Source organism: Sporosarcina sp. E16_3 (assembly GCF_017347125.1).
Taxonomy (GTDB): Bacteria; Bacillota; Bacilli; order Bacillales_A; family Planococcaceae; genus Sporosarcina.
Genome location: NZ_JADPRX010000014.1, coordinates 37,559 through 56,562, shown reverse-complemented (window position 1 = coordinate 56,562; position 19,004 = coordinate 37,559). Strand labels below are relative to the sequence as shown.

General features: G+C 43.0%; 18 protein-coding genes. 16 read left to right on the top strand and 2 right to left on the bottom strand.

Translation table 11 applies throughout. From position 1 onward, the window contains the following. The first annotated feature begins 151 nt into the window (after nucleotides 1–151). From recA to hfq, 12 genes are all read left to right on the top strand, one after another. Nucleotides 152–1,207 (top strand): recombinase RecA, encoded by a 1,056-nt coding sequence (gene recA, locus I2483_RS10190; protein ID WP_207175645.1) that lies wholly within the window; start codon nucleotides 152–154, stop codon nucleotides 1,205–1,207. Between the two features lie 250 nt (nucleotides 1,208–1,457). Beyond that, complete coding sequence (gene rny / locus I2483_RS10185; protein ID WP_207175643.1) at nucleotides 1,458–3,020, top strand: ribonuclease Y; 1,563 nt, start codon at nucleotides 1,458–1,460, stop codon at nucleotides 3,018–3,020. 64 nt (nucleotides 3,021–3,084) lie between these two features. Continuing rightward, entirely contained in the window at nucleotides 3,085–3,882 is a 798-nt protein-coding gene (locus tag I2483_RS10180; protein WP_207175640.1) for a TIGR00282 family metallophosphoesterase, read from the top strand. Between the two features lie 86 nt (nucleotides 3,883–3,968). Continuing rightward, nucleotides 3,969–4,241 carry a stage V sporulation protein S gene (locus I2483_RS10175; protein WP_207149293.1) on the top strand — a complete coding sequence of 91 codons (273 nt, stop codon included), beginning with the start codon at nucleotides 3,969–3,971 and terminating at the stop codon, nucleotides 4,239–4,241. Between the two features lie 472 nt (nucleotides 4,242–4,713). After that, on the top strand, nucleotides 4,714–6,255 hold the full coding sequence (gene miaB / locus I2483_RS10170) for a tRNA (N6-isopentenyl adenosine(37)-C2)-methylthiotransferase MiaB (protein ID WP_207175638.1): 1,542 nt from the start codon (nucleotides 4,714–4,716) through the stop codon (nucleotides 6,253–6,255). After that, nucleotides 6,255–6,686 carry a YlbF/YmcA family competence regulator gene (locus I2483_RS10165; RefSeq protein WP_186671177.1) on the top strand — a complete coding sequence of 144 codons (432 nt, stop codon included), beginning with the start codon at nucleotides 6,255–6,257 and terminating at the stop codon, nucleotides 6,684–6,686. The genes miaB and I2483_RS10165 overlap by 1 nt, the downstream gene beginning before the upstream one ends. 123 nt (nucleotides 6,687–6,809) lie before the next feature. Further along, on the top strand, nucleotides 6,810–7,382 hold the full coding sequence (gene cotE / locus I2483_RS10160) for an outer spore coat protein CotE (RefSeq protein WP_346267720.1): 573 nt from the start codon (nucleotides 6,810–6,812) through the stop codon (nucleotides 7,380–7,382). Nucleotides 7,383–7,790: 408 nt separating this feature from the next. Further along, nucleotides 7,791–10,358 (top strand): DNA mismatch repair protein MutS, encoded by a 2,568-nt coding sequence (gene mutS, locus I2483_RS10155; RefSeq protein ID WP_207175636.1) that lies wholly within the window; start codon nucleotides 7,791–7,793, stop codon nucleotides 10,356–10,358. Between the two features lie 5 nt (nucleotides 10,359–10,363). Continuing rightward, nucleotides 10,364–12,220, top strand: a complete 1,857-nt coding sequence (gene mutL, locus I2483_RS10150) for a DNA mismatch repair endonuclease MutL (protein WP_207175684.1) — start codon at nucleotides 10,364–10,366, stop codon at nucleotides 12,218–12,220. 41 nt (nucleotides 12,221–12,261) lie between these two features. Continuing rightward, nucleotides 12,262–13,188, top strand: a complete 927-nt coding sequence (locus tag I2483_RS10145; RefSeq protein WP_207175634.1) for an alpha/beta hydrolase — start codon at nucleotides 12,262–12,264, stop codon at nucleotides 13,186–13,188. Further along, on the top strand, nucleotides 13,172–14,119 hold the full coding sequence (gene miaA, locus I2483_RS10140; RefSeq protein WP_255550395.1) for a tRNA (adenosine(37)-N6)-dimethylallyltransferase MiaA: 948 nt from the start codon (nucleotides 13,172–13,174) through the stop codon (nucleotides 14,117–14,119). The genes I2483_RS10145 and miaA overlap by 17 nt, the downstream gene beginning before the upstream one ends. A 45-nt stretch (nucleotides 14,120–14,164) precedes the next feature. Further along, a complete protein-coding gene (gene hfq / locus I2483_RS10135; protein WP_067211068.1) occupies nucleotides 14,165–14,392 on the top strand; it encodes an RNA chaperone Hfq in 228 nt (75 codons plus the stop codon). A gap of 354 nt (nucleotides 14,393–14,746) precedes the next feature. Here hfq and I2483_RS10130 read toward each other — a convergent pair whose 3' ends face one another. After that, on the bottom strand, nucleotides 14,747–15,346 hold the full coding sequence (locus tag I2483_RS10130; protein ID WP_186671173.1) for a TRIC cation channel family protein: 600 nt from the start codon (nucleotides 15,344–15,346) through the stop codon (nucleotides 14,747–14,749). Nucleotides 15,347–15,489: 143 nt separating this feature from the next. On the opposite strand from I2483_RS10130, the gene I2483_RS10125 reads away from it, so the two are divergent. Further along, entirely contained in the window at nucleotides 15,490–16,752 is a 1,263-nt protein-coding gene (locus tag I2483_RS10125) for a methionine gamma-lyase family protein (protein WP_207175632.1), read from the top strand. Between the two features lie 149 nt (nucleotides 16,753–16,901). On the opposite strand, the gene lexA is transcribed toward I2483_RS10125, so the two are convergent. Further along, the gene (gene lexA, locus I2483_RS10120; RefSeq protein WP_186671171.1) at nucleotides 16,902–17,522 is read right to left on the bottom strand and encodes a transcriptional repressor LexA; all 621 of its coding nucleotides are present in this window, start codon (nucleotides 17,520–17,522) and stop codon (nucleotides 16,902–16,904) included. Between the two features lie 203 nt (nucleotides 17,523–17,725). Between lexA and yneA the strand changes: the two genes are divergently transcribed. The 3 genes from yneA (at nucleotide 17,726) to I2483_RS10105 (ending at nucleotide 18,981) form a co-directional block, all read left to right on the top strand. Beyond that, nucleotides 17,726–18,025: a cell division suppressor protein YneA gene (gene yneA / locus I2483_RS10115; protein WP_207175630.1), complete on the top strand. Its 300-nt coding sequence runs from the start codon at nucleotides 17,726–17,728 to the stop codon at nucleotides 18,023–18,025. Then, a complete protein-coding gene (locus I2483_RS10110) occupies nucleotides 18,022–18,684 on the top strand; it encodes a YneB family resolvase-like protein (RefSeq protein WP_207175628.1) in 663 nt (220 codons plus the stop codon). The genes yneA and I2483_RS10110 overlap by 4 nt, the downstream gene beginning before the upstream one ends. A gap of 63 nt (nucleotides 18,685–18,747) precedes the next feature. Further along, nucleotides 18,748–18,981 (top strand): DUF896 domain-containing protein, encoded by a 234-nt coding sequence (locus I2483_RS10105; RefSeq protein WP_186671168.1) that lies wholly within the window; start codon nucleotides 18,748–18,750, stop codon nucleotides 18,979–18,981. The last annotated feature ends 23 nt before the right edge of the window (nucleotides 18,982–19,004 follow it).

The following is a 19,004-nucleotide window of genomic DNA, read 5'->3' as shown; positions in this document are numbered from 1 at the left end:
AACGTTAAACACCCCGGTATTCTCACTTATATATTTAATTTGAGAAAAGTAATCGAATAAATGTTCGCTTTTTGATTGAGTATTTCTCATTAAAGGAGTATACTAAAGGTAGTAAGAAAAACAGAAACATTACCTTGAGGGAGGAAATAAATTGAGCGATCGTAAAGCCGCCTTAGAAATGGCGTTAAAACAGATAGAAAAGCAATTTGGTAAAGGATCTATTATGAAACTGGGTGAAAAAACAAACCTGGAAGTTGAAACTTCTTCGACAGGCTCCCTTGCACTCGATTCTGCACTCGGCATAGGTGGATATCCACGTGGCCGTGTCATTGAAATATACGGACCTGAAAGTTCGGGTAAAACGACTGTTGCCCTTCATGCCATCGCAGAAGTACAAGCAGCTGGAGGAACAGCGGCATTTATCGACGCTGAACATGCCCTTGATCCGATTTATGCCCGTAAATTAGGCGTTAACATCGACGAATTATTACTTTCCCAGCCTGATACGGGAGAGCAAGCACTTGAAATCGCTGAAGCGCTTGTACGAAGCGGTGCAGTGGATATCTTTGTTGTAGACTCCGTTGCTGCCCTTGTACCAAAAGCGGAAATTGAAGGCGAGATGGGAGACTCACATATCGGTTTACAAGCCCGTCTTATGTCTCAAGCTTTGCGTAAACTTTCCGGTGCCATTAACAAGTCAAACACAATTGCGATATTCATTAACCAAATTCGTGAAAAAGTCGGCGTTATGTTTGGTAGTCCAGAAGTAACTCCAGGGGGGCGCGCATTGAAATTCTACTCTTCAGTACGCCTAGATGTACGACGTGGAGAAGCAATCAAACAAGGCAATGATATAGTGGGAAATAAAACCCGAATCCGTGTTGTCAAAAATAAAGTCGCACCTCCGTTTAAAACAGCGGAAGTCGATATTATGTACGGAGAAGGAATTTCTAGAGAAGGAGAAATCATCGACCTTGGTGCTGACTCCGAAGTTGTCCAAAAGAGTGGATCTTGGTATTCCTATGAAGGTGAACGACTTGGACAGGGGCGAGAAAATTCGAAACAGTTCCTGAAGGAAAATCCGGATATTCGTGCGGAAATTGCCAACAAAATTCGTGAATCATATGGACTTGCAAGCTCCAACTATGTGATTGGTGCTCATGAAGTAGATGAGGATGAAGAGTTAGAACTTCTACTAGATGAATAATAAGCTATACAGAAAGCCGATCCGTCCTCTTTATAGGGCGCGATCGGTTTTTAAATAAACGCTGAAAAATACTACTATTAATCCGAGAATAATGTGTCGTAAAGACTTGTGTAACCTTGACATGTCAAATTTACATAGATACAATTAGAATTGTATAATTTCATACCATTGAAATGATTTTGGCAGTATGTTGTACGTTGATATATGAGCCGACTAAAAATGAAAAGAATAGCAGGAGGAGGTGACCTGGATGTTAGTATTACAAATGATCATCTTCGCTTTGCTTGGTCTGCTCGTTGGTGTCGCTGTTACCTATTTCTTTAATAAGAAAGTGAACGATTCAAAAGTGACTGGTGCCAAATTTACGGCAGAACAAATCGTCGAAGAGGCGAAGCGTGAAGCGGATGCTCTTAAAAAAGAGGCACTACTAGAAGCGAAGGATGAAACTCACAAACTGAGAATTGAAGCGGAATCAGAGATCCGTGAACGAAGGGCGGAACTGCAAAAACAAGAAAGCCGTCTTTTGCAACGGGAAGAAAATCATGACCGTAAAGATGAAGCTCTCAATAAAAGAGACGCGGGTCTGGAGCGCAAAGAAGAAGCGCTTACAGGAAGACAACAGCATGTCGAACAGATGGAACGCAAAGCGGAAGAACTTGTTTCGGTTCAGAAAACGGAACTTGAAAAGATATCATCTCTGACACGCGATGAAGCGAAAAGGCTCATCCTTAGTGAAGTAGAGAAGGAACTTGCTACAGATATCGCCGTTATGACGAAAGAAGCAGAGCAACGAGCAAAAGAGGAATCGGATAAAAAATCACGTGAAATCCTTTCTATCGCACTGCAACGTTTTGCAGCAGACCATGTTGCTGAAACAACTGTATCGGTAGTAAATCTCCCGAATGATGAGATGAAAGGCCGTATCATCGGTCGTGAAGGACGTAACATCCGCACACTCGAAACGTTGACAGGAATTGACCTAATCATCGACGATACACCAGAAGCGGTCATCTTGTCAGGCTTTGATCCGGTACGCCGGGAAACTGCACGACTTGCACTAGAGAAACTTGTACAAGATGGACGAATACACCCAGCACGTATTGAAGAGATGGTTGATAAATCGAGGCGTGAAGTGGATGAACTTATTCGCGAAACTGGAGAACAGACAACTTTCGATATAGGCATTCATAATCTACACCCAGATCTTATTAAAATCATCGGAAGATTGCGATTCCGCACAAGTTATGGCCAAAATGTCTTGAAGCATTCGACAGAAGTTGCTTATCTAGCAGGTTTATTGGCGGCAGAACTTGGAGAAGATGTAACGCTCGCACGACGTGCTGGACTGCTTCATGATATCGGAAAAGCGATTGACCATGAAGTAGAAGGCAGTCACGTTGAAATTGGCGTTGAACTTGCAACGAAGTATAAAGAACATCCTGTTGTTATAAACAGTATCGCATCCCATCACGGGGATACTGAAGCGACATCAGTTATTGCCGTATTGGTTGCCGCAGCAGATGCATTATCGGCTGCAAGGCCGGGAGCGCGCAGTGAAACGCTTGAAAACTATATCCGCAGACTGAAAAAGCTTGAAGAGATTTCTGAATCGTACGACGGCGTGGAGAAATCATTTGCCATCCAGGCAGGACGCGAAGTTCGAATTATTGTCCGCCCAGACCAAATTGATGATATTACAGCCCACCGTCTAGCGCGAGATATCCGAAAACGGATTGAAGAAGAGCTCGATTATCCAGGACACATTAAAGTAACGGTCATCCGTGAGACACGGGCGGTCGAATACGCAAAATAAAGAAAAGGGGGTTTCCGTGCATTTCGGTCCGGGAGCCTCTTTTTCTATTGGGAGAGATTATTTTATGAGAGTATTATTTATAGGCGATATAGTAGGATCACTAGGACGAGATATGGTATTTGACTATTTACCACGACTCAAAAGGAAGTATAACCCTGATGTTATTATTGCGAACGGGGAAAATGCAGCAGCCGGAAGAGGAATCACAAAAGCGATATTTGATGATTTGCTCCGTGCTGGAGTAGACGTTGTAACAATGGGAAATCACACATGGGACCAAAAAGAGATCTACGATTTTATCGATGACACAGATTATCTAATCCGTCCTGCCAATTTTTCAGATGATGCACCAGGTAAAGGGATGACAACGATTTCTCGTAATGGTGTGACATTATCTATCATCAATTTGCATGGCCGGACATTTTTACCACCGCACGGCGATCCATTTGAAAAGGCAGATGAATTGGTAGCGGAAGCAAGAGAAATTTCTCCGCTTGTCTTCGTTGATTTCCACGCCGAAGCGACAAGTGAAAAAATTGCGATGGGTTGGCATCTTGATGGGAAAGCATCTGTTGTTGTAGGAACGCACACGCATGTCCAGACAGCGGATGATCGCATTCTTCCAGGGGGAACTGCCTATTTAACTGATGCAGGCATGACGGGCCCATACGATGAGATTTTAGGTATGAAAAAAGAAGACGTCATCTATCGTTTCCGTACGAATTTACCAGTTCGTTTTGAAGTTCCGAAGACGGGGCGTACCCAGTTGAACGGACTCTTCGCAGTATTGGATGATGAAACAGGAACTGCTATCAGAGTTGAACGAGTTGCCATCAATGCTGACCGTACATTCAAAGGCTAATCCGCGTCTAAACATCGCCTCCGAATCATAGGATGGTTTATGGAGATATCCGTTCCATAGACACCGAAAAATAAGGAGGAAACATGTTGAACCCATTGAAAGTATCATCTCGCTCGAATCCGAATTCTGTTGCAGGAGCACTCGTTGCAGTTATTCGGGACCAGGGGTACGCAGAAATGCAGGCAGTAGGTGCTGGTGCCTTAAATCAGGCAATAAAGGCAATCGCAATTGCACGTGGATTCGTCGCTCCAAGTGGCGGTGATCTCATTTGTGCACCGGCTTTCACTGATATTGAGATTAACGGTGAAGGACGTACGGCATTGAAATTACTTGTTGAAAAACGACAGCGTCATATGTAAATTAGAAAGAGTCAGGACCACGGGACGCGTTAATTCCCTGTGGTCTTTTAGTTGTATCATAAGAGAAAGTTCAATCTGAAAGATAAGAATAATTTTTTTAACTTTGAATGGTGTCTAGGCTTCAGGCGCCAGACGCTCGGAGGCTAACAGGATGTGAGTCACGCAGCTGTTGCCGCAGGACGCGGCGCACTTAGGCTGGGGTCCTTGAAAGTCAGCCCAGCTGTGCGGCAAAGAACGCCGCTTCGCAGGTCAGTCTTATGCCTGCCGCGGGCCTACAGGATGTAGGTCACGCAGCCGTTGCCACACGACGTGGCGAACTTAGGTTGTGTTCACTTGACGGCGCCTTACGCTTTTCATAACTGTGACAAACAACCGACAAAGCTTTGACTTCTTGTACAGGCGGTCAACAATTAAGTATAATGAAATCATACGTTGAAATTCCCAAGGCTTTGTATGAAAGGGGACAAGTTAAATGAACGAGGAACAGCGATTGGATGAAGGGCTAGTGAAGCCGAATCTAGCAAAAACTGCTGACAAGGACTATAGCCACTATTTTCAGACAGCCTACGCACCGCCTTCTTTAAAAGACGCCAAAAAACGCGGCAAGGAAGAAATCGCTTATTACGATAACTTTGAGATTGACGAGCGCTTCCGTGAAATGGGGGCGAATCGTAAATTTTATATACGGACATATGGTTGCCAAATGAATGAACATGATACAGAAGTGATTGCTGGTATTTTAATAGGTCTTGGTTATGAACCGACAGATACTGTTGAAGATGCGAATGTCGTGTTGCTCAATACATGTGCCATTCGTGAAAACGCCGAAAACAAAGTGTTTGGGGAGCTTGGCCATTTACAATCGTTGAAAAGAAGAAATCCTGATGTCTTGATTGGCGTATGCGGTTGTATGTCGCAAGAAGAATCAGTTGTTAATAAAATCCTTAAAAAGTATGATCAAGTTGATATGATTTTTGGGACACACAACATCCACAGATTGCCCCATATTTTACATGAGGCTTATTTTTCAAAAGAAATGGTCGTTGAAGTGTGGTCAAAAGAAGGCGATATTATCGAAAGCCTTCCAAAGGCCCGTCATGGAAATATTAAGGCTTGGGTGAACATTATGTTCGGTTGCGATAAGTTTTGTACCTATTGCATCGTGCCCTACACGAGGGGCAAGGAACGAAGCAGACGTCCGCAAGATATTATCCAAGAAGTACGACAGTTAGCGGCAGAAGGGTATAAGGAAATTACGTTGCTTGGTCAGAACGTCAATGCGTACGGAAAAGATTTTGAAGAGACGAGTTATCGTTTTGGCGATTTAATGAATGATTTAAGTAAAATCGACATTCCGCGAATCCGTTTCACAACGAGCCATCCTCGTGATTTCGATGACTATCTAATCGAAGTGCTTGCGAAGGGCGGCAATCTCGTCGATCATATTCATCTCCCAGTTCAATCGGGTTCTAGTGACATTTTGAAAATCATGGCGCGGAAATATACTCGTGAACATTATCTTGAACTCGTACAGAAAATTAAAAAAGCAATACCCACTGTTACGTTAACGACAGATATTATCGTCGGATTCCCGAATGAAACGGACGAGCAATTCGAAGAGACGCTGTCATTGTATAAGGAAGTCGGTTTCGATATCGCTTATACGTATATTTATTCGCCACGGGATGGCACACCGGCCGCAAAAATGGTCGACAATATTCCGATGGAAGTTAAAAAGGAACGTCTACAACGATTAAATAAAGTCGTCAATGATTTATCCGCAGAAGCGATGAAACCTTACAAAGGTAAAATCGTTGAGGTACTTGTTGAAGGGGAAAGTAAGCGTAATCCAGAGGTTCTTGCTGGATACACTGAAAAGAGCAAACTCGTCAATTTCAAAGCACCTCAATCTGTTATTGGGAAAATTGTCAATGTAAAAATAATAGAGGCCAAAACATGGTCACTCGACGGTGAATTTATCGGCGTAGTAGAAAAGGAAAAGGTGATGTCATAATGGAAAAAACATATTCAAAAGACGAAATTATCGCAAAGGCACGCGAGATTGCAGTAATGATTGCAAACACGGAGCAAGTAGAGTTTTTCAAGCGGGCAGAAGAGCAGATTAATGAAAATCAAAAAATCCGTGAAAATATTGCAAGTCTAAAATCATTGCAAAAGCAGGCAGTCAATTTCCAACAGTACGGAAAAGAAAGAGCGTTGGGTATCATTGAAGGTAAAATTGAAAAAATCCAAAGTGATATAGACGAAGTTCCGATTGTTCAGGAATTTAAACAATCACAAGGTGAAGTGAATGATTTACTCCAACTTGTTTCGAACACAATCGCAAACACTGTTACGGATGAAATCATCAAAGCAACTGATGGCGATATCAGACGTGGCGAAACAGGTTCTTATATAAAAAATACGACATATGAAAAACTATAAGTAAGTATACCAATCGGTGGGAAAATATTTCCTGCCGATTTTTCTCACTCTCTGGGCTTCTGTTGCATAAGATGGATTGAAGCGAATGGAGGAGGAATCGAACTGAAAAATTTACGTCAGATCGTGACGAAGACGGTTATTGCCAAAGGGAAGAAGCGGACTGAGACGACTGTTACACTGAAGCCACCAAATAATCCGACGAGTATTCTCGGATGTTGGGTCATCAACCATACACATCAGGCGAAAAAGGTCGGTAAATTCATCGAAGTTACCGGTAAGTTCGACGTCAATGTTTGGTATTCCCATCAAGAACATTCAAAGACATCTGTGTTTACGGAGTCAGTTCCTTACAAGGACCGGATTCGTTTGCATTATCGAGACGAACCGACATCTGGGCATGAAGAAGTTATCGTTGATGTTATCCAGCATCCGAATTGTACAGAAGCGATCATTTCGGAATGTGGTGAGAAGTTCCGCATTACGATTGAGAGAGAATTGATGGCAGAAGTTGTTGGCGAAACAAAAGTCTGTATTACGGTGCATCCGCAAAGTTTCGAAGAGGAATGGAAGTTCTCGGATGAATCATCATCTCATGAACCTGGCCACAGTCAAGAAAATGAGCGGGGGCAAGCGCAAGTGAGGGGCAATGAACAAGGCCAAAATCATAAACAAGGTAGAGAATCATCGTCATTTTAAGAGCCGGAAAACACTACCGGCTTTTTTTTCGTTTTGATGAAGTTTGTGATGATAAATGTTCAGTTGGGATTAGAGCGGTGGAGTTGTGATTAGGATTTCGCAGTTGCGATTATACACTTTGCTTAGATTTTTGCAAATCACAAAAATCACGCAGAAGTTGGGCTCTTCGTGGCCCAACTTTGTTGTAATTTCCACACAGCCCGTGTAAATTACACAAATACCGGACTCTTCGTTGTCCGGTATTTGCTTTGATTTTTGAAGATCACAAAAATCACGCAGAAACTGGACCCTTCGCTGTCCAGTTTTGCTTAGATTTTCAAAGCCCACAAAAATCACGCAGAAGTTGGGCTCTTCGTGGCCCAACTTTGGTATAATAATAAAAAACAGTAAACGTAAAGAGGTTAAAAAATGACAACACATACACCAATGATTCAGCAATATTTAAAAGTGAAATCTGAGCATGAAGATGCATTTTTGTTTTTTAGATTAGGCGATTTCTATGAATTGTTTTTCACGGATGCAGAAAAAGCATCTCAAATTCTTGAAATTACATTAACCAGTCGGGATGCTGCAAATCGTGAACGGATTCCGATGTGTGGTGTACCCTATCATGCGGCTGCGGGTTATATAGAAACGCTCGTACGTAAAGGGCATAAAGTGGCTATTTGTGAACAGACTGAAGATCCAAAAGAAGCGAAGGGCATCGTCAAAAGGGAAGTCGTTAAAATCATTACCCCTGGTACGATGACGGAAGGAAAAACAATTGATGCGAACACGAATCATTTTATCGGTTCCGCTGATAGTATAGATGGCAACAAGTATGCACTTGCTTATCTTGACCTAGCAACAGGTGAGGGCAAAGTAGAGTGTGTGGAAGGCGATGAGCGGACGCTGATTGCTGAGATTGAGGCACTGGGTATGAAAGAAGTCGTTGTCGATGAAAGACTGCATCTCGCTCTCAGTGATAGCATGGCGAAACGCAGTATTGTATTGTCCATCGAGTATGGCGAAGAACAGTCCGGAATGGAAGATCTTTTTGGCGCGATTCCAAACGAAGTCACAGAAGCATGTAGCATGCTTGTATCCTACGTAAAGCGCACGCAGAAAACGGCACTCGATCATATACGTCCATTCGAATTCATTCAGAAACAAACGAAACTATCCATTGATGCCAATTCAATGCGTAATTTGGAACTCATTCAATCAATCCGCAACGGTAGCAAGGATGGCACGCTTTACTGGTTGCTTGACGAGACCGTTACAGCGATGGGCGCACGTAAATTGAAAATGTGGATTCATCAGCCATTAGCTGAGAAAAGAACAATTGAAACACGACTTGATGCAGTGACTGAGCTGATAGAAGAATTTTTCCTGCGGGATGAATTGAAGACAAGCCTAAAAGAAGTGTACGATTTAGAGCGACTCGCTGGACGAATTTCGATGGGAAGTGCGAGTGGGAGGGATCTTGCTCAACTTCGTAACTCACTTCGACGTGTCCCGAACATTAAAAAAGCACTTCATGAATCTGAACGCCCGTTGCTGAATCAATTTTCTGAGCGAATTGACGGTTGCGAAGAAGCGCTACAAATTCTTGAACTGGCAATTGCAGAAAATCCACCACTATCCGTTAAAGAAGGCGGCATCATCAAGGACGGCTACGATGCAAAACTGGACCAATACCGCGATGCTTCAAAAAATGGCAAGGCATGGCTTGCAGAACTCGAACGTGAGGAGCGCGAACGGACAGGCATTAAGTCTTTAAAAATAGGGTATAACAGAATATTCGGCTATTATATAGAGATTACAAAATCCAATATCCATCTTGCCGATTTGGAACGATATGAAAGAAAGCAGACGCTTGCGAATGCTGAACGTTACATAACGCCTGAACTAAAAGAGAAGGAAGACCTTATTCTAAATGCGGAAGCAGAAGGGCTAGATCTTGAGTATCAATTATTCAGTACAATCCGGGATTCCATGAAAATGCATATTCGGCATATTCAGCATCTCGCAAGTGTACTCAGCGAACTGGATGTCCTTCTTTCATTCGCGGCGGTTTCGGAAAAGCGTAACTACGTAAAACCAGTATTTCACGATGGGAAAGCATTGGAAATCAAGAACGGTCGTCATCCGGTTGTTGAAAAGATGATTGACCATTCTCTATACGTTCCGAACAACTGCAAATTGACTGACGAAGCGAATATGCTCCTTATCACGGGACCAAACATGTCCGGTAAAAGTACATACATGAGGCAAGTTGCGCTCATTGTCGTGATGGCACAGATTGGTTGCTACGTTCCTTGTGACCAGGCTTTACTTCCTGTTACCGATCAAATATTCACTAGAATTGGTGCAGCGGATGACCTGGCTTCAGGACAAAGTACATTTATGATGGAAATGATGGAATCACAATTTGCCATCGCAAATGCAACTGCAAAAAGTCTTCTCCTTTTTGATGAAATCGGACGCGGGACTTCAACTTACGATGGCATGGCTTTGGCGCAGGCGATGATGGAGCATATTCACAATGAAATCGGAGCGAATACGCTGTTTTCTACCCATTATCATGAACTGACCAATTTGGATAAAGAACTTTCACGACTTGAAAATGTTCATGTCGCTGCAATGGAACAGGATGGAAAAGTCGTCTTTCTCCATAAAGTGATGGCGGGGCCAGCTGATAAGAGTTACGGAATTTACGTTGCGGATCTTGCAGGTCTACCCGAATCGCTTCTCAACCGAGCAAAAACATTACTCACTACTTTTGAAAATGTGGAAAAACGAACGGTTCGTGAAGATGAACCGACGCAATTGAACTTTTTTGATATCCAACAGGAAGAGCAGATTACCTTGTCGACAGAGGAACAAGAAGTACTGACTGATCTGAATGATGCTGATCTACTTAATATGACGCCGTTTCAGGCACTGCAATACATCCATGAATTGAAAGAAAAGCTCAGACCTAAGAAAGGGTGAGACCGATAGACATCATCAAAGTGATGGACGATACGCTGTCCAATAAAATCGCTGCGGGCGAAGTCGTCGAACGTCCTGCTTCCATCGTGAAAGAGCTTGTTGAAAATGCGATTGATGCAGAAAGTACTGTGATTGAAATTGGACTTGAGGAAGCCGGTCTACTGACAATTCGTGTAACAGATAACGGCAATGGTATGTCTAAAAAAGATGCTGTTCAAGCGTTTGAGCGGCATGCAACGAGTAAGATATCCAATGACCATGATCTGTTCCGAATTCGTACACTTGGTTTCCGCGGAGAAGCACTTGCGAGTATTGCATCCGTGTCCAAGATCATTATGTGGACTTCCGACGGTGAAACAGAAGGCACAGAAGTACAAATTGACGGAGGTCGACTTGTCAAACACGATAATGCTGCATTCCGCAAAGGGACGGACATTACTGTTTCCCAATTGTTTTTCAATACGCCTGCACGCCTAAAATATATGAAAACAATTCAGACTGAGCTTGGTCATACAATCGATCTTGTCAATCGACTTGCGCTCAGTCATCCCTCCATCGCGTTTAAACTCTCGCATTACAGTCAAGTATTATTGCAGACAGCTGGAAGCGGAGATCAGCGTCGTGTGCTATCAGATATATACGGCATAGCTGTCGCCCGTAAAATGGTAAGCTTCGCGGGAGAGAATGCGGATTACAGTGTTTCAGGCCATGTGACTCTACCTGAAATGACCCGAGCGTCAAGAAACTATATGACGTTAATCGTCAATGGTAGATGGGTAAAGAGCAATGCGATCAATCACGCGATACTAGATGCATTCCATACGTATTTGCCGATTGGACGATCTCCAATTTCGGTTATCAATGTTGAAGGGGACCCTTATTTGACAGACGTCAACGTGCATCCTTCCAAACAACATATCCGCATGAGTAAAGAGGGCGAGTTACTGGCGTTAATTAAAGAATCCGTCCAAAAAGCGATCCGGAAAAACACCATCGTTCCAGATGCTATTAAAAAAGAACCTGCCAAGAAAAATCAATCTGAACAAGTAAATATGTGGAATCAATTCCAAGCGGAAAGACCAACACCCGTGACGGCACCGTCAATGGCACCACTCGAAAAGCCTGCGTACCAACCTTATGAACTTGCTGAAAATGAAACTGTTGAACGAACATCGTGGACAGTCAATGAACCAACGATTGTTCAAGACCAGGACTCATGGAGCGTCAATGAATCATCCGCTGTTCCAGACGAAGCAGAACAGCGGGAGTTGGACAAAAACTTCCCGGCTTTAGCACCAGTTGGACAGGTTCATGGCACCTATATTGTTGCGCAAAATGAAGACGGCTTCTTCATGATTGATCAACACGCAGCTCAAGAACGAATAAAATATGAGTTTTTTAGAGATAAATTGAGTGAGACAGATAATGAAGAACGTCAAATGTTATTAATTCCCCTTATGTTTCATTACTCTGCAGACGAGAAAACGAAAATCGAGGAAAACATGAGTCTGTTGCAGGAAGTCGGTATCTTCCTGGAGGAGTTTGGGCCCTCTTCTTATGCGGTAAAAGAATATCCATCTTGGTTTCCAGCAGGAGAAGAGACGGTTATCATCGAAGATATTATTGAACAAGTGTTGACTACACGGAAAATTGATATCGGTAAATTGCGTGAAGAAGCAGCGATTATGATGAGTTGCAAACGGTCCATCAAAGCTAATCACCATTTGACACTCGCAGATATGGAAAGGTTGTTGAATGATCTATCCGCCGCCGACAATCCATTTACTTGTCCGCATGGCAGACCGGTGCTTATTCATTTCACGACATATGAACTTGAAAAAATGTTCAAACGAGTGATGTAGGAAGCAATTCCCAGATCTAAAGTGAAGGATGGTGGACGTCAATGAGAGAAGCGACAATCGAAATGACAGATGGTTTTTTAATCCACGCTATCGTTATGAAACCGGAAGGCAATCCGCTAGGACATATCCATCTTCTACACGGTATGGCCGAGCATATTGGCAGGTATGAAGAATTTGCACAATACCTTGTTGGGAAAGGCTATATCGTATCCGGCCACGACCACCGAGGACATGGTAAAACGGCTAAAATGAATGGCATAAAAGGGCATTTTGCCGATGAAGGTGGATTTGACCACGTTGTTCAAGATGCTTTCGAAGTCATTTCGAATCTCCGGGAGCAGTACCCATCCCCGCGTTTTGTTCTGTTCGGTCATAGCATGGGATCGTTTGTTGCACGGAGATATGTCCAGCTCCATGGCAGTGAAGTAGACCTGGCAATCTTGTCAGGGACAGGTGGGAATCCTGGTGTAAGCCGTTTGGCCGGACAGGTAGTTGCTTATCTAAACGGCAAGAAAAACGGTTTTGATCAGCCGGATAATTTCCTGAATAAACTCGTTTTTGGTGGTTTCAATAAATCGGTTCATCAACCAAAGACACCATTCGATTGGCTATCTACGGATATGGAAGCGGTTGAAAAATACTTGATTGATCCCCAGTGTGGAGCAGTCTCAACAACACAATTTTTTGCGGATTTATTCAAAGGACTTGGAGACATCCATGACATAGATGAAATAAATAAAATCCCGAAAAAACTTCCTATCTTCCTCTTTTCAGGGAGTGAAGACCCGGTAGGTGACAATGGAAAAGGGGTTTGGAGTGTAGCAAAGCAATATAATAACGCGGGCATAGAAGATGTTACGGTATTTTTGTTCGAAGGTGGCAGGCATGAAATGCTCCATGAAAAGAACCGTCAACACGTATTCGAAACCGTTTATGACTGGATTGAAAAAAATGAGGAATTATCCTGAAGTAATCGCAATCGTCGGACCAACAGCATCTGGAAAGACGGCCTTAAGTGTCGAACTTGCCAAAATAATTGGTGGGGAAGTCATTAATGGTGATGCAATGCAAGTATACAAAGGGCTTGATATTGGAACGGCTAAAATCACTGAAGAGGAAATGGATGGCATCCCGCATCATTTATTCGATATAAAAGAACCGAATGAACCTTTTTCTGTTGCTGAGTACCAAACGGATGTGCGCAAATGGATTGCAGATATACAAGGTCGTGGAAAAATACCAATTATCGCAGGGGGCACAGGATTATATATTCAATCCGTGCTGTTCGATTTTCGTTTTACAGAAGAAGCGGCGGATCTAGAAGTAAGGCAACGCTTAGAGCAGGAACTGACTGAAAAAGGGGCCGCCTATCTGCATGAAAAACTCGTCGAGCTTGACCCAGTGAGTGCTGAAAAAATTCATCCGAACAATCATCGTCGGTTGGTTCGCGCGCTTGAAATCATTGAGGTGACAGGTAAAACGAAAGACGACCACGAAGATGACGCGGGACAGGCGCCGTTGTATGATCACCTCATTATTGGTCTTGAGATGGACCGTGAAGTGCTTTATGAACGGATTGGTCTCCGGGTCGACGTAATGATGGAACAAGGTCTTCTAAAGGAAGCGAATCGATTATGGGATGAAAACATTCGTGGCGTACAATCTGTACAAGCGATTGGCTATAAGGAACTTCATCTCTATATCGAAGAAAAGTTGTTACTAGACGAGGCTGTTGAATTAATTAAAAAAAATACGCGTAACTACGCAAAACGGCAAATGACCTATTTCCGCAACAAATTGGACATCAGCTGGTTCGATGCAGAATTGGGTACAACCGAAATTGTAAAGAGAATTTTGTTAATTTTGAAGGATTTCGATAATCCGGGTCGAATAAAGTAAGTGGAGCACTAGAAATATAGCTATGACAACTGGAGGATTCGGCGTATGAAACAGGTTAACATGCAAGAAACGTTTTTAAACTCGTTACGAAAGAATAATACATTTGTAACGGTATTTTTACTGAATGGATTTCAATTGAAAGGACTTATTAAATCGTATGATAATTATACCGTCTTGCTTGAATCGGACGGCAAGCAACAACTAATTTATAAACATGCGATTTCCACATATGTCCCAACGAAACCGGTTATTTTAAAAGACGAGACTGAATAACCAAAAGCGGAGGGTACCTGTTTAGAGGCGGCAGACATAAGACGTGCTGGCGAAGTGGCGTTCTTTACCACATAGCCTGACCGGCTTATGTCCGAGCCTCTAGGTGCCCGAAGTCTAGATGTAACCAAAAGCGGAAGCGCCTGTTCAGAGGCGGCAGGCATAATGCGTGAAAAAGGAAGGTAGTCTAAGTGCGCGACGTCCTGTCGCGATGACTGCATGACCTGCATCCGGCAGGCCCAAGTGGCGTTCTTTGCCGCATAGCCGGACCGACTAATGTCCGAGCCTCTAGGTGCCCGGAGTCTAGATGTAAGAAAAAGCGGAACAGGGAGTATAATCCCCGTTCCGCTTTTGTATTTATTGGATTTTACCGTTCGGCAATTTCCATTGGAAGACAACCGATAGAATACGAAGTGTGGCAGTCAGAACGAGCAGTCCGTATAGTGCTAAATCACTTTTAAATAGGCCGAGGCCGACAATAAGGCCGGCGATTGCAGCCCATACTGCATAGATGTCTCGTTTAAAGACAAGTGGTCTCCTGCCTGCTAACAGGTCACGGATAACACCGCCGCCAGCCCCTGTTAAAACCGCAGCGACCATAATTGCATAAATCGACATGTTGAGTGATATAGCCAACATAGCGCCTTGTATGGCGAACGCAGCTAATCCGATTGCATCAAAATAATTACCCCATCTATTCCAATGAGAAAGAAGATACCTAGAAAAAAAGAAAATAATGGTTATCAAAATACTTGCCACTAAAAATAAGAATTGCTGATCCCATAAAACAGAGACAGGCACACCTATTAAGACGTTACGAACGGCACCGCCGCCAAAAGCAGTGACCATACCCAATATATAAACACCAAAGATGTCATATTCTTCTTCCATCGCAACAATTGCGCCTGAAATGGCAAATGCCGCAGTACCGATAAAACTAAAAACATCCCAAGCCACTTCATTTCCTCCATTCAATACACCCTTTAGAATTCTAACAGGTATTCATAAATTATCAATGAGGCCCCGGTAAAACGTTGACCTCTGCGAGCAGACTGATAAGATAATGAAGTGACTATTTAATGAAAAGAGGAATACCAATCATGTTTACTGAACAAGACGATTTGTTATTTGAGGATGCTGAAATAATAGAAGAGAAACTTGCACCCTATTTTAAGGGCGTAGAAAAAACTGCTTTTTACAATCAACGGAAAGTGCTACGAGCATTCCGTAAAAATATGGTGAGCGATTTCCATCTGACCGGTTCAACAGGTTACGGCTACGATGACGCGGGCCGGGATGTATTGGAACAAGTATACGCCGACGTTTTTGGGGCGGAAGATTGCCTCGTACGCAACCAAATTATTTCGGGCACACACGCAATTTCAATCAGCCTTTTCGGAATCCTAAGACCGGGTGATGAACTCCTTTATATTACGGGGAAACCTTATGACACATTGGATTCTATCGTTTCTGGAAAAGGGAAAGACACAGGTTCACTGCATGATTATGGCATTACCTATAAACATATTGATCTAAATGAAGATGGTACAGTCGATTTTGAAGAAGTAGCTAAAAACATACACGGTAAGACGAAAATGATTGGTATCCAGAGGTCGAAAGGCTATTCGGATCGTCCCTCTTTCATGGTGGATGAAATCGGTGAAATGGTTCGTAAAGTGAAGGCCATTAATCCTGAACTAGTCGTTTTTGTGGACAACTGTTACGGTGAATTTGTCGAAGAAAAAGAGCCCACTCAAGTCGGTGTTGACCTTATGGCAGGTTCACTCATCAAGAATCCAGGTGGCGGACTTGCAAGAACGGGTGGCTATATCGCTGGCCGTGCCGATCTAGTTGAAAAGTGTGCATACCGGATGACATCACCAGGTCTCGGGGCAGAAGCGGGGGCATCGCTAGATACACTACGTGAAATGTACCAAGGATTCTTCCTAGCGCCGCATGTTGTTAGTCAAGCTGTAAAAGGAGCGCTATTCACAGCAGCACTCCTAGAAAGCTTCGGACTCAATACGTCGCCACATTACTCTGAAAAAAGAACCGACCTGATTCAATCGGTATCTTTCGAAAATGCAGATCAAATGATTGCGTTCTGTCGGTCAATACAAGAAAACTCGCCTATCAATGCGCACTACGCGCCTGAGCCATCGTATATGCCTGGCTACACGGACGACGTCATCATGGCGGCGGGAACATTTATTCAAGGCTCCAGCATCGAGCTGACAGCAGACGGCCCAATCAGACCGCCCTATACGGCATATGTCCAAGGTGGTCTGACGTACGAGCATGTAAAAGTAGCTGTGTTGTCCTCAATCGGTAAACTAGTTAAAGAAAATTTGATTGGGAAGTAAAGTTAGTTAACTGTCTTGGCAATCAGTGAAACTGTGAGTGCAAGACGTTAAACTGTCATGGCAATCAGCCGAACTGTCAAATCAATTCTTCAATTAAAAAAGGGCTGTATCCTTCAAGTGAAGGATACAGCCCTTTTGCATACTTTAAATTAGTGTATCATGCGATAAACGCCAACCACTTTACCTAGAATCGATACATTATCGAGAATGATTGGAGCCATCGAAGCATTTTCAGGTTGCAGACGGAAATAATCTTTTTCTTTAAAGAACCGTTTCACTGTAGCTTCATCGTCTTCGGTCATTGCTACGACAATCTCGCCGTTATTAGCTGTTTGTTGTTGTTTAACGACAACATAGTCGCCATTCAAAATTCCGGCTTCAATCATACTGTTCCCAACTATTTCAAGCATGAACAAATTGTCTTCAGATGTACCAAAAGATTCAGGAAGTGGGAAGTACTCCTCGATATTTTCAATTGCTGTAATTGGAAGACCTGCCGTAACTTTACCGACAAGGGGTACGTGAAGAACGCCGGGTTTCATCGTTTCCAACCCTTCAGGATCGAGTATTTCAATTGCTCTCGGTTTTGTTGGGTCTCTTCTAATGAAACCTTTGCTTTCCAATCGCGCTAGATGTCCGTGAACAGTTGAACTTGATGCCAAGCCGACAGCCTCGCCAATTTCCCTTACGGATGGTGGATAACCTTTTTTCTTCACTTCTGATTTAATGAAAGACAAAATATCTTCTTGTCTTTTTGAAATTTTTTTCATCCCATTCACCTCTCACCTTATATTCTGCTAACTTCCGAAAGTCGTGAAGAAATTCCCGACAATCTAGTCTTTTCAATAGATTCATTATATCAGTCTCCTGGATAAATGGCAAACACAGGTTCGAATAAGTGTTGACAATGCCGATTGTTTTTTCTATAATAAGAACAGGCATTCCGAACAAGTATTCGTAAGGGGGAATAATGATGACTTTTATTAAAGAAAATAGTTATGTTCTACTAATTATCGTTTTATGTATGGGTTTTGCAATCATAGGTGTAAGCAAATACGAGAAAGAACAAACGGACACGAAAATCACAATTACTGAAGGGGATACACTTTGGGGTCTCGCAAATCACCACTCGGCAAATATGTCTACAGATAAATGGATCAAAGAAGTGATAAAATTGAATGACTTACCATCTGCTACAATAAAAAAAGGTGAGGATCTACTTTTGCCTACTGTGCGGAAAACCAATACACAACTGGCGGGTGTTAATCGATGACTGGACGCAATAAAAGAGGTGTCATCTATTGCCGGGTGAGCACTGAGAAAGAAACGCAGGAAATGTCGCTAGTGAGGCAAGAAGAAGAGCTTGTTGACTTGGCAGCAGAACTTGGTCTCGAACACGTAGCGACATTTATGGATAAACACAGTGGTTTTGACATTGACCGCGAGGGGCTTCTAAGTCTTCTGGATTACATCCGTGATGAGGAAGTCGATGCAATCCTTATCCAAGATGAAACAAGGCTTGGGCGTGGAAATGCTCGGATGGCGGTTTTGCATCTATTGGCGAAGACGGACACGGCGATTTATTCGCATAATGATAGTGGGCCAATTGCGCTCAATGAAATGGACACAATGTTACTTGAAATTTTAGCTATCGTCGAAGAATACCAACGTAAACTACATAATGCCAAAATTAAGAGGGGTATGAAACGTGCAGTTAGGGAAGGCTATCGGCCCGAGCGTAACTTGAAAAACAGGGGCAACGCGGAAGGCCGTGAGCGTATTGAAGTGCCGATAGCTGAAATCGTTTCATTGAGGGACAAAGGACTGACCTATGAAGAAATTACGGGCGTCTTGAAAGGGCTCGGTCATGATATTAGTAAAGCGACCGTGCACCGCAGGTATAAAGAATATGAGATGGAGCAGGAAGGCTGATTTATTGCACTTTCTGCAGTTTTTGTATACGTTTGTAATCATAAACTAAATGGAGGAAATTATATGCTACCAGCTGAGAAAATGAAAAGAATTAATGAACTTTCAAAAAAGTCGAAGACGGCAGGTCTATCAATCGAAGAAGCAAAAGAACAGACACAACTAAGAAAAGAATATTTAGAGACATTTCGTTCATCTATGCGCAACACAATTGAGCAAGTCAAAGTCCTTGATCCTGAAGGCAACGATGTGACACCAGACAAGGTGAAAGACGCCCGTAGCGGCAAATATCTAAACTGAGCTTTGCATTCACTGCGCGAATT

Coding starts and splice junctions, on each gene's coding strand:
- I2483_RS10125 (WP_207175632.1), top strand. CDS start 15,490: ATGTTTACTGAACAAGACGATTTGTTATTTGAGGATGCTGAAATAATA.
- miaB (WP_207175638.1), top strand. CDS start 4,714: ATGAACGAGGAACAGCGATTGGATGAAGGGCTAGTGAAGCCGAATCTA.
- hfq (WP_067211068.1), top strand. CDS start 14,165: ATGAAACAGGTTAACATGCAAGAAACGTTTTTAAACTCGTTACGAAAG.
- I2483_RS10165 (WP_186671177.1), top strand. CDS start 6,255: ATGGAAAAAACATATTCAAAAGACGAAATTATCGCAAAGGCACGCGAG.
- I2483_RS10110 (WP_207175628.1), top strand. CDS start 18,022: ATGACTGGACGCAATAAAAGAGGTGTCATCTATTGCCGGGTGAGCACT.
- I2483_RS10180 (WP_207175640.1), top strand. CDS start 3,085: ATGAGAGTATTATTTATAGGCGATATAGTAGGATCACTAGGACGAGAT.
- I2483_RS10145 (WP_207175634.1), top strand. CDS start 12,262: ATGAGAGAAGCGACAATCGAAATGACAGATGGTTTTTTAATCCACGCT.
- lexA (WP_186671171.1), bottom strand. CDS start 17,522: ATGAAAAAAATTTCAAAAAGACAAGAAGATATTTTGTCTTTCATTAAA.
- miaA (WP_255550395.1), top strand. CDS start 13,172: ATGAGGAATTATCCTGAAGTAATCGCAATCGTCGGACCAACAGCATCT.
- yneA (WP_207175630.1), top strand. CDS start 17,726: ATGACTTTTATTAAAGAAAATAGTTATGTTCTACTAATTATCGTTTTA.
- I2483_RS10105 (WP_186671168.1), top strand. CDS start 18,748: ATGCTACCAGCTGAGAAAATGAAAAGAATTAATGAACTTTCAAAAAAG.
- rny (WP_207175643.1), top strand. CDS start 1,458: ATGTTAGTATTACAAATGATCATCTTCGCTTTGCTTGGTCTGCTCGTT.
- mutS (WP_207175636.1), top strand. CDS start 7,791: ATGACAACACATACACCAATGATTCAGCAATATTTAAAAGTGAAATCT.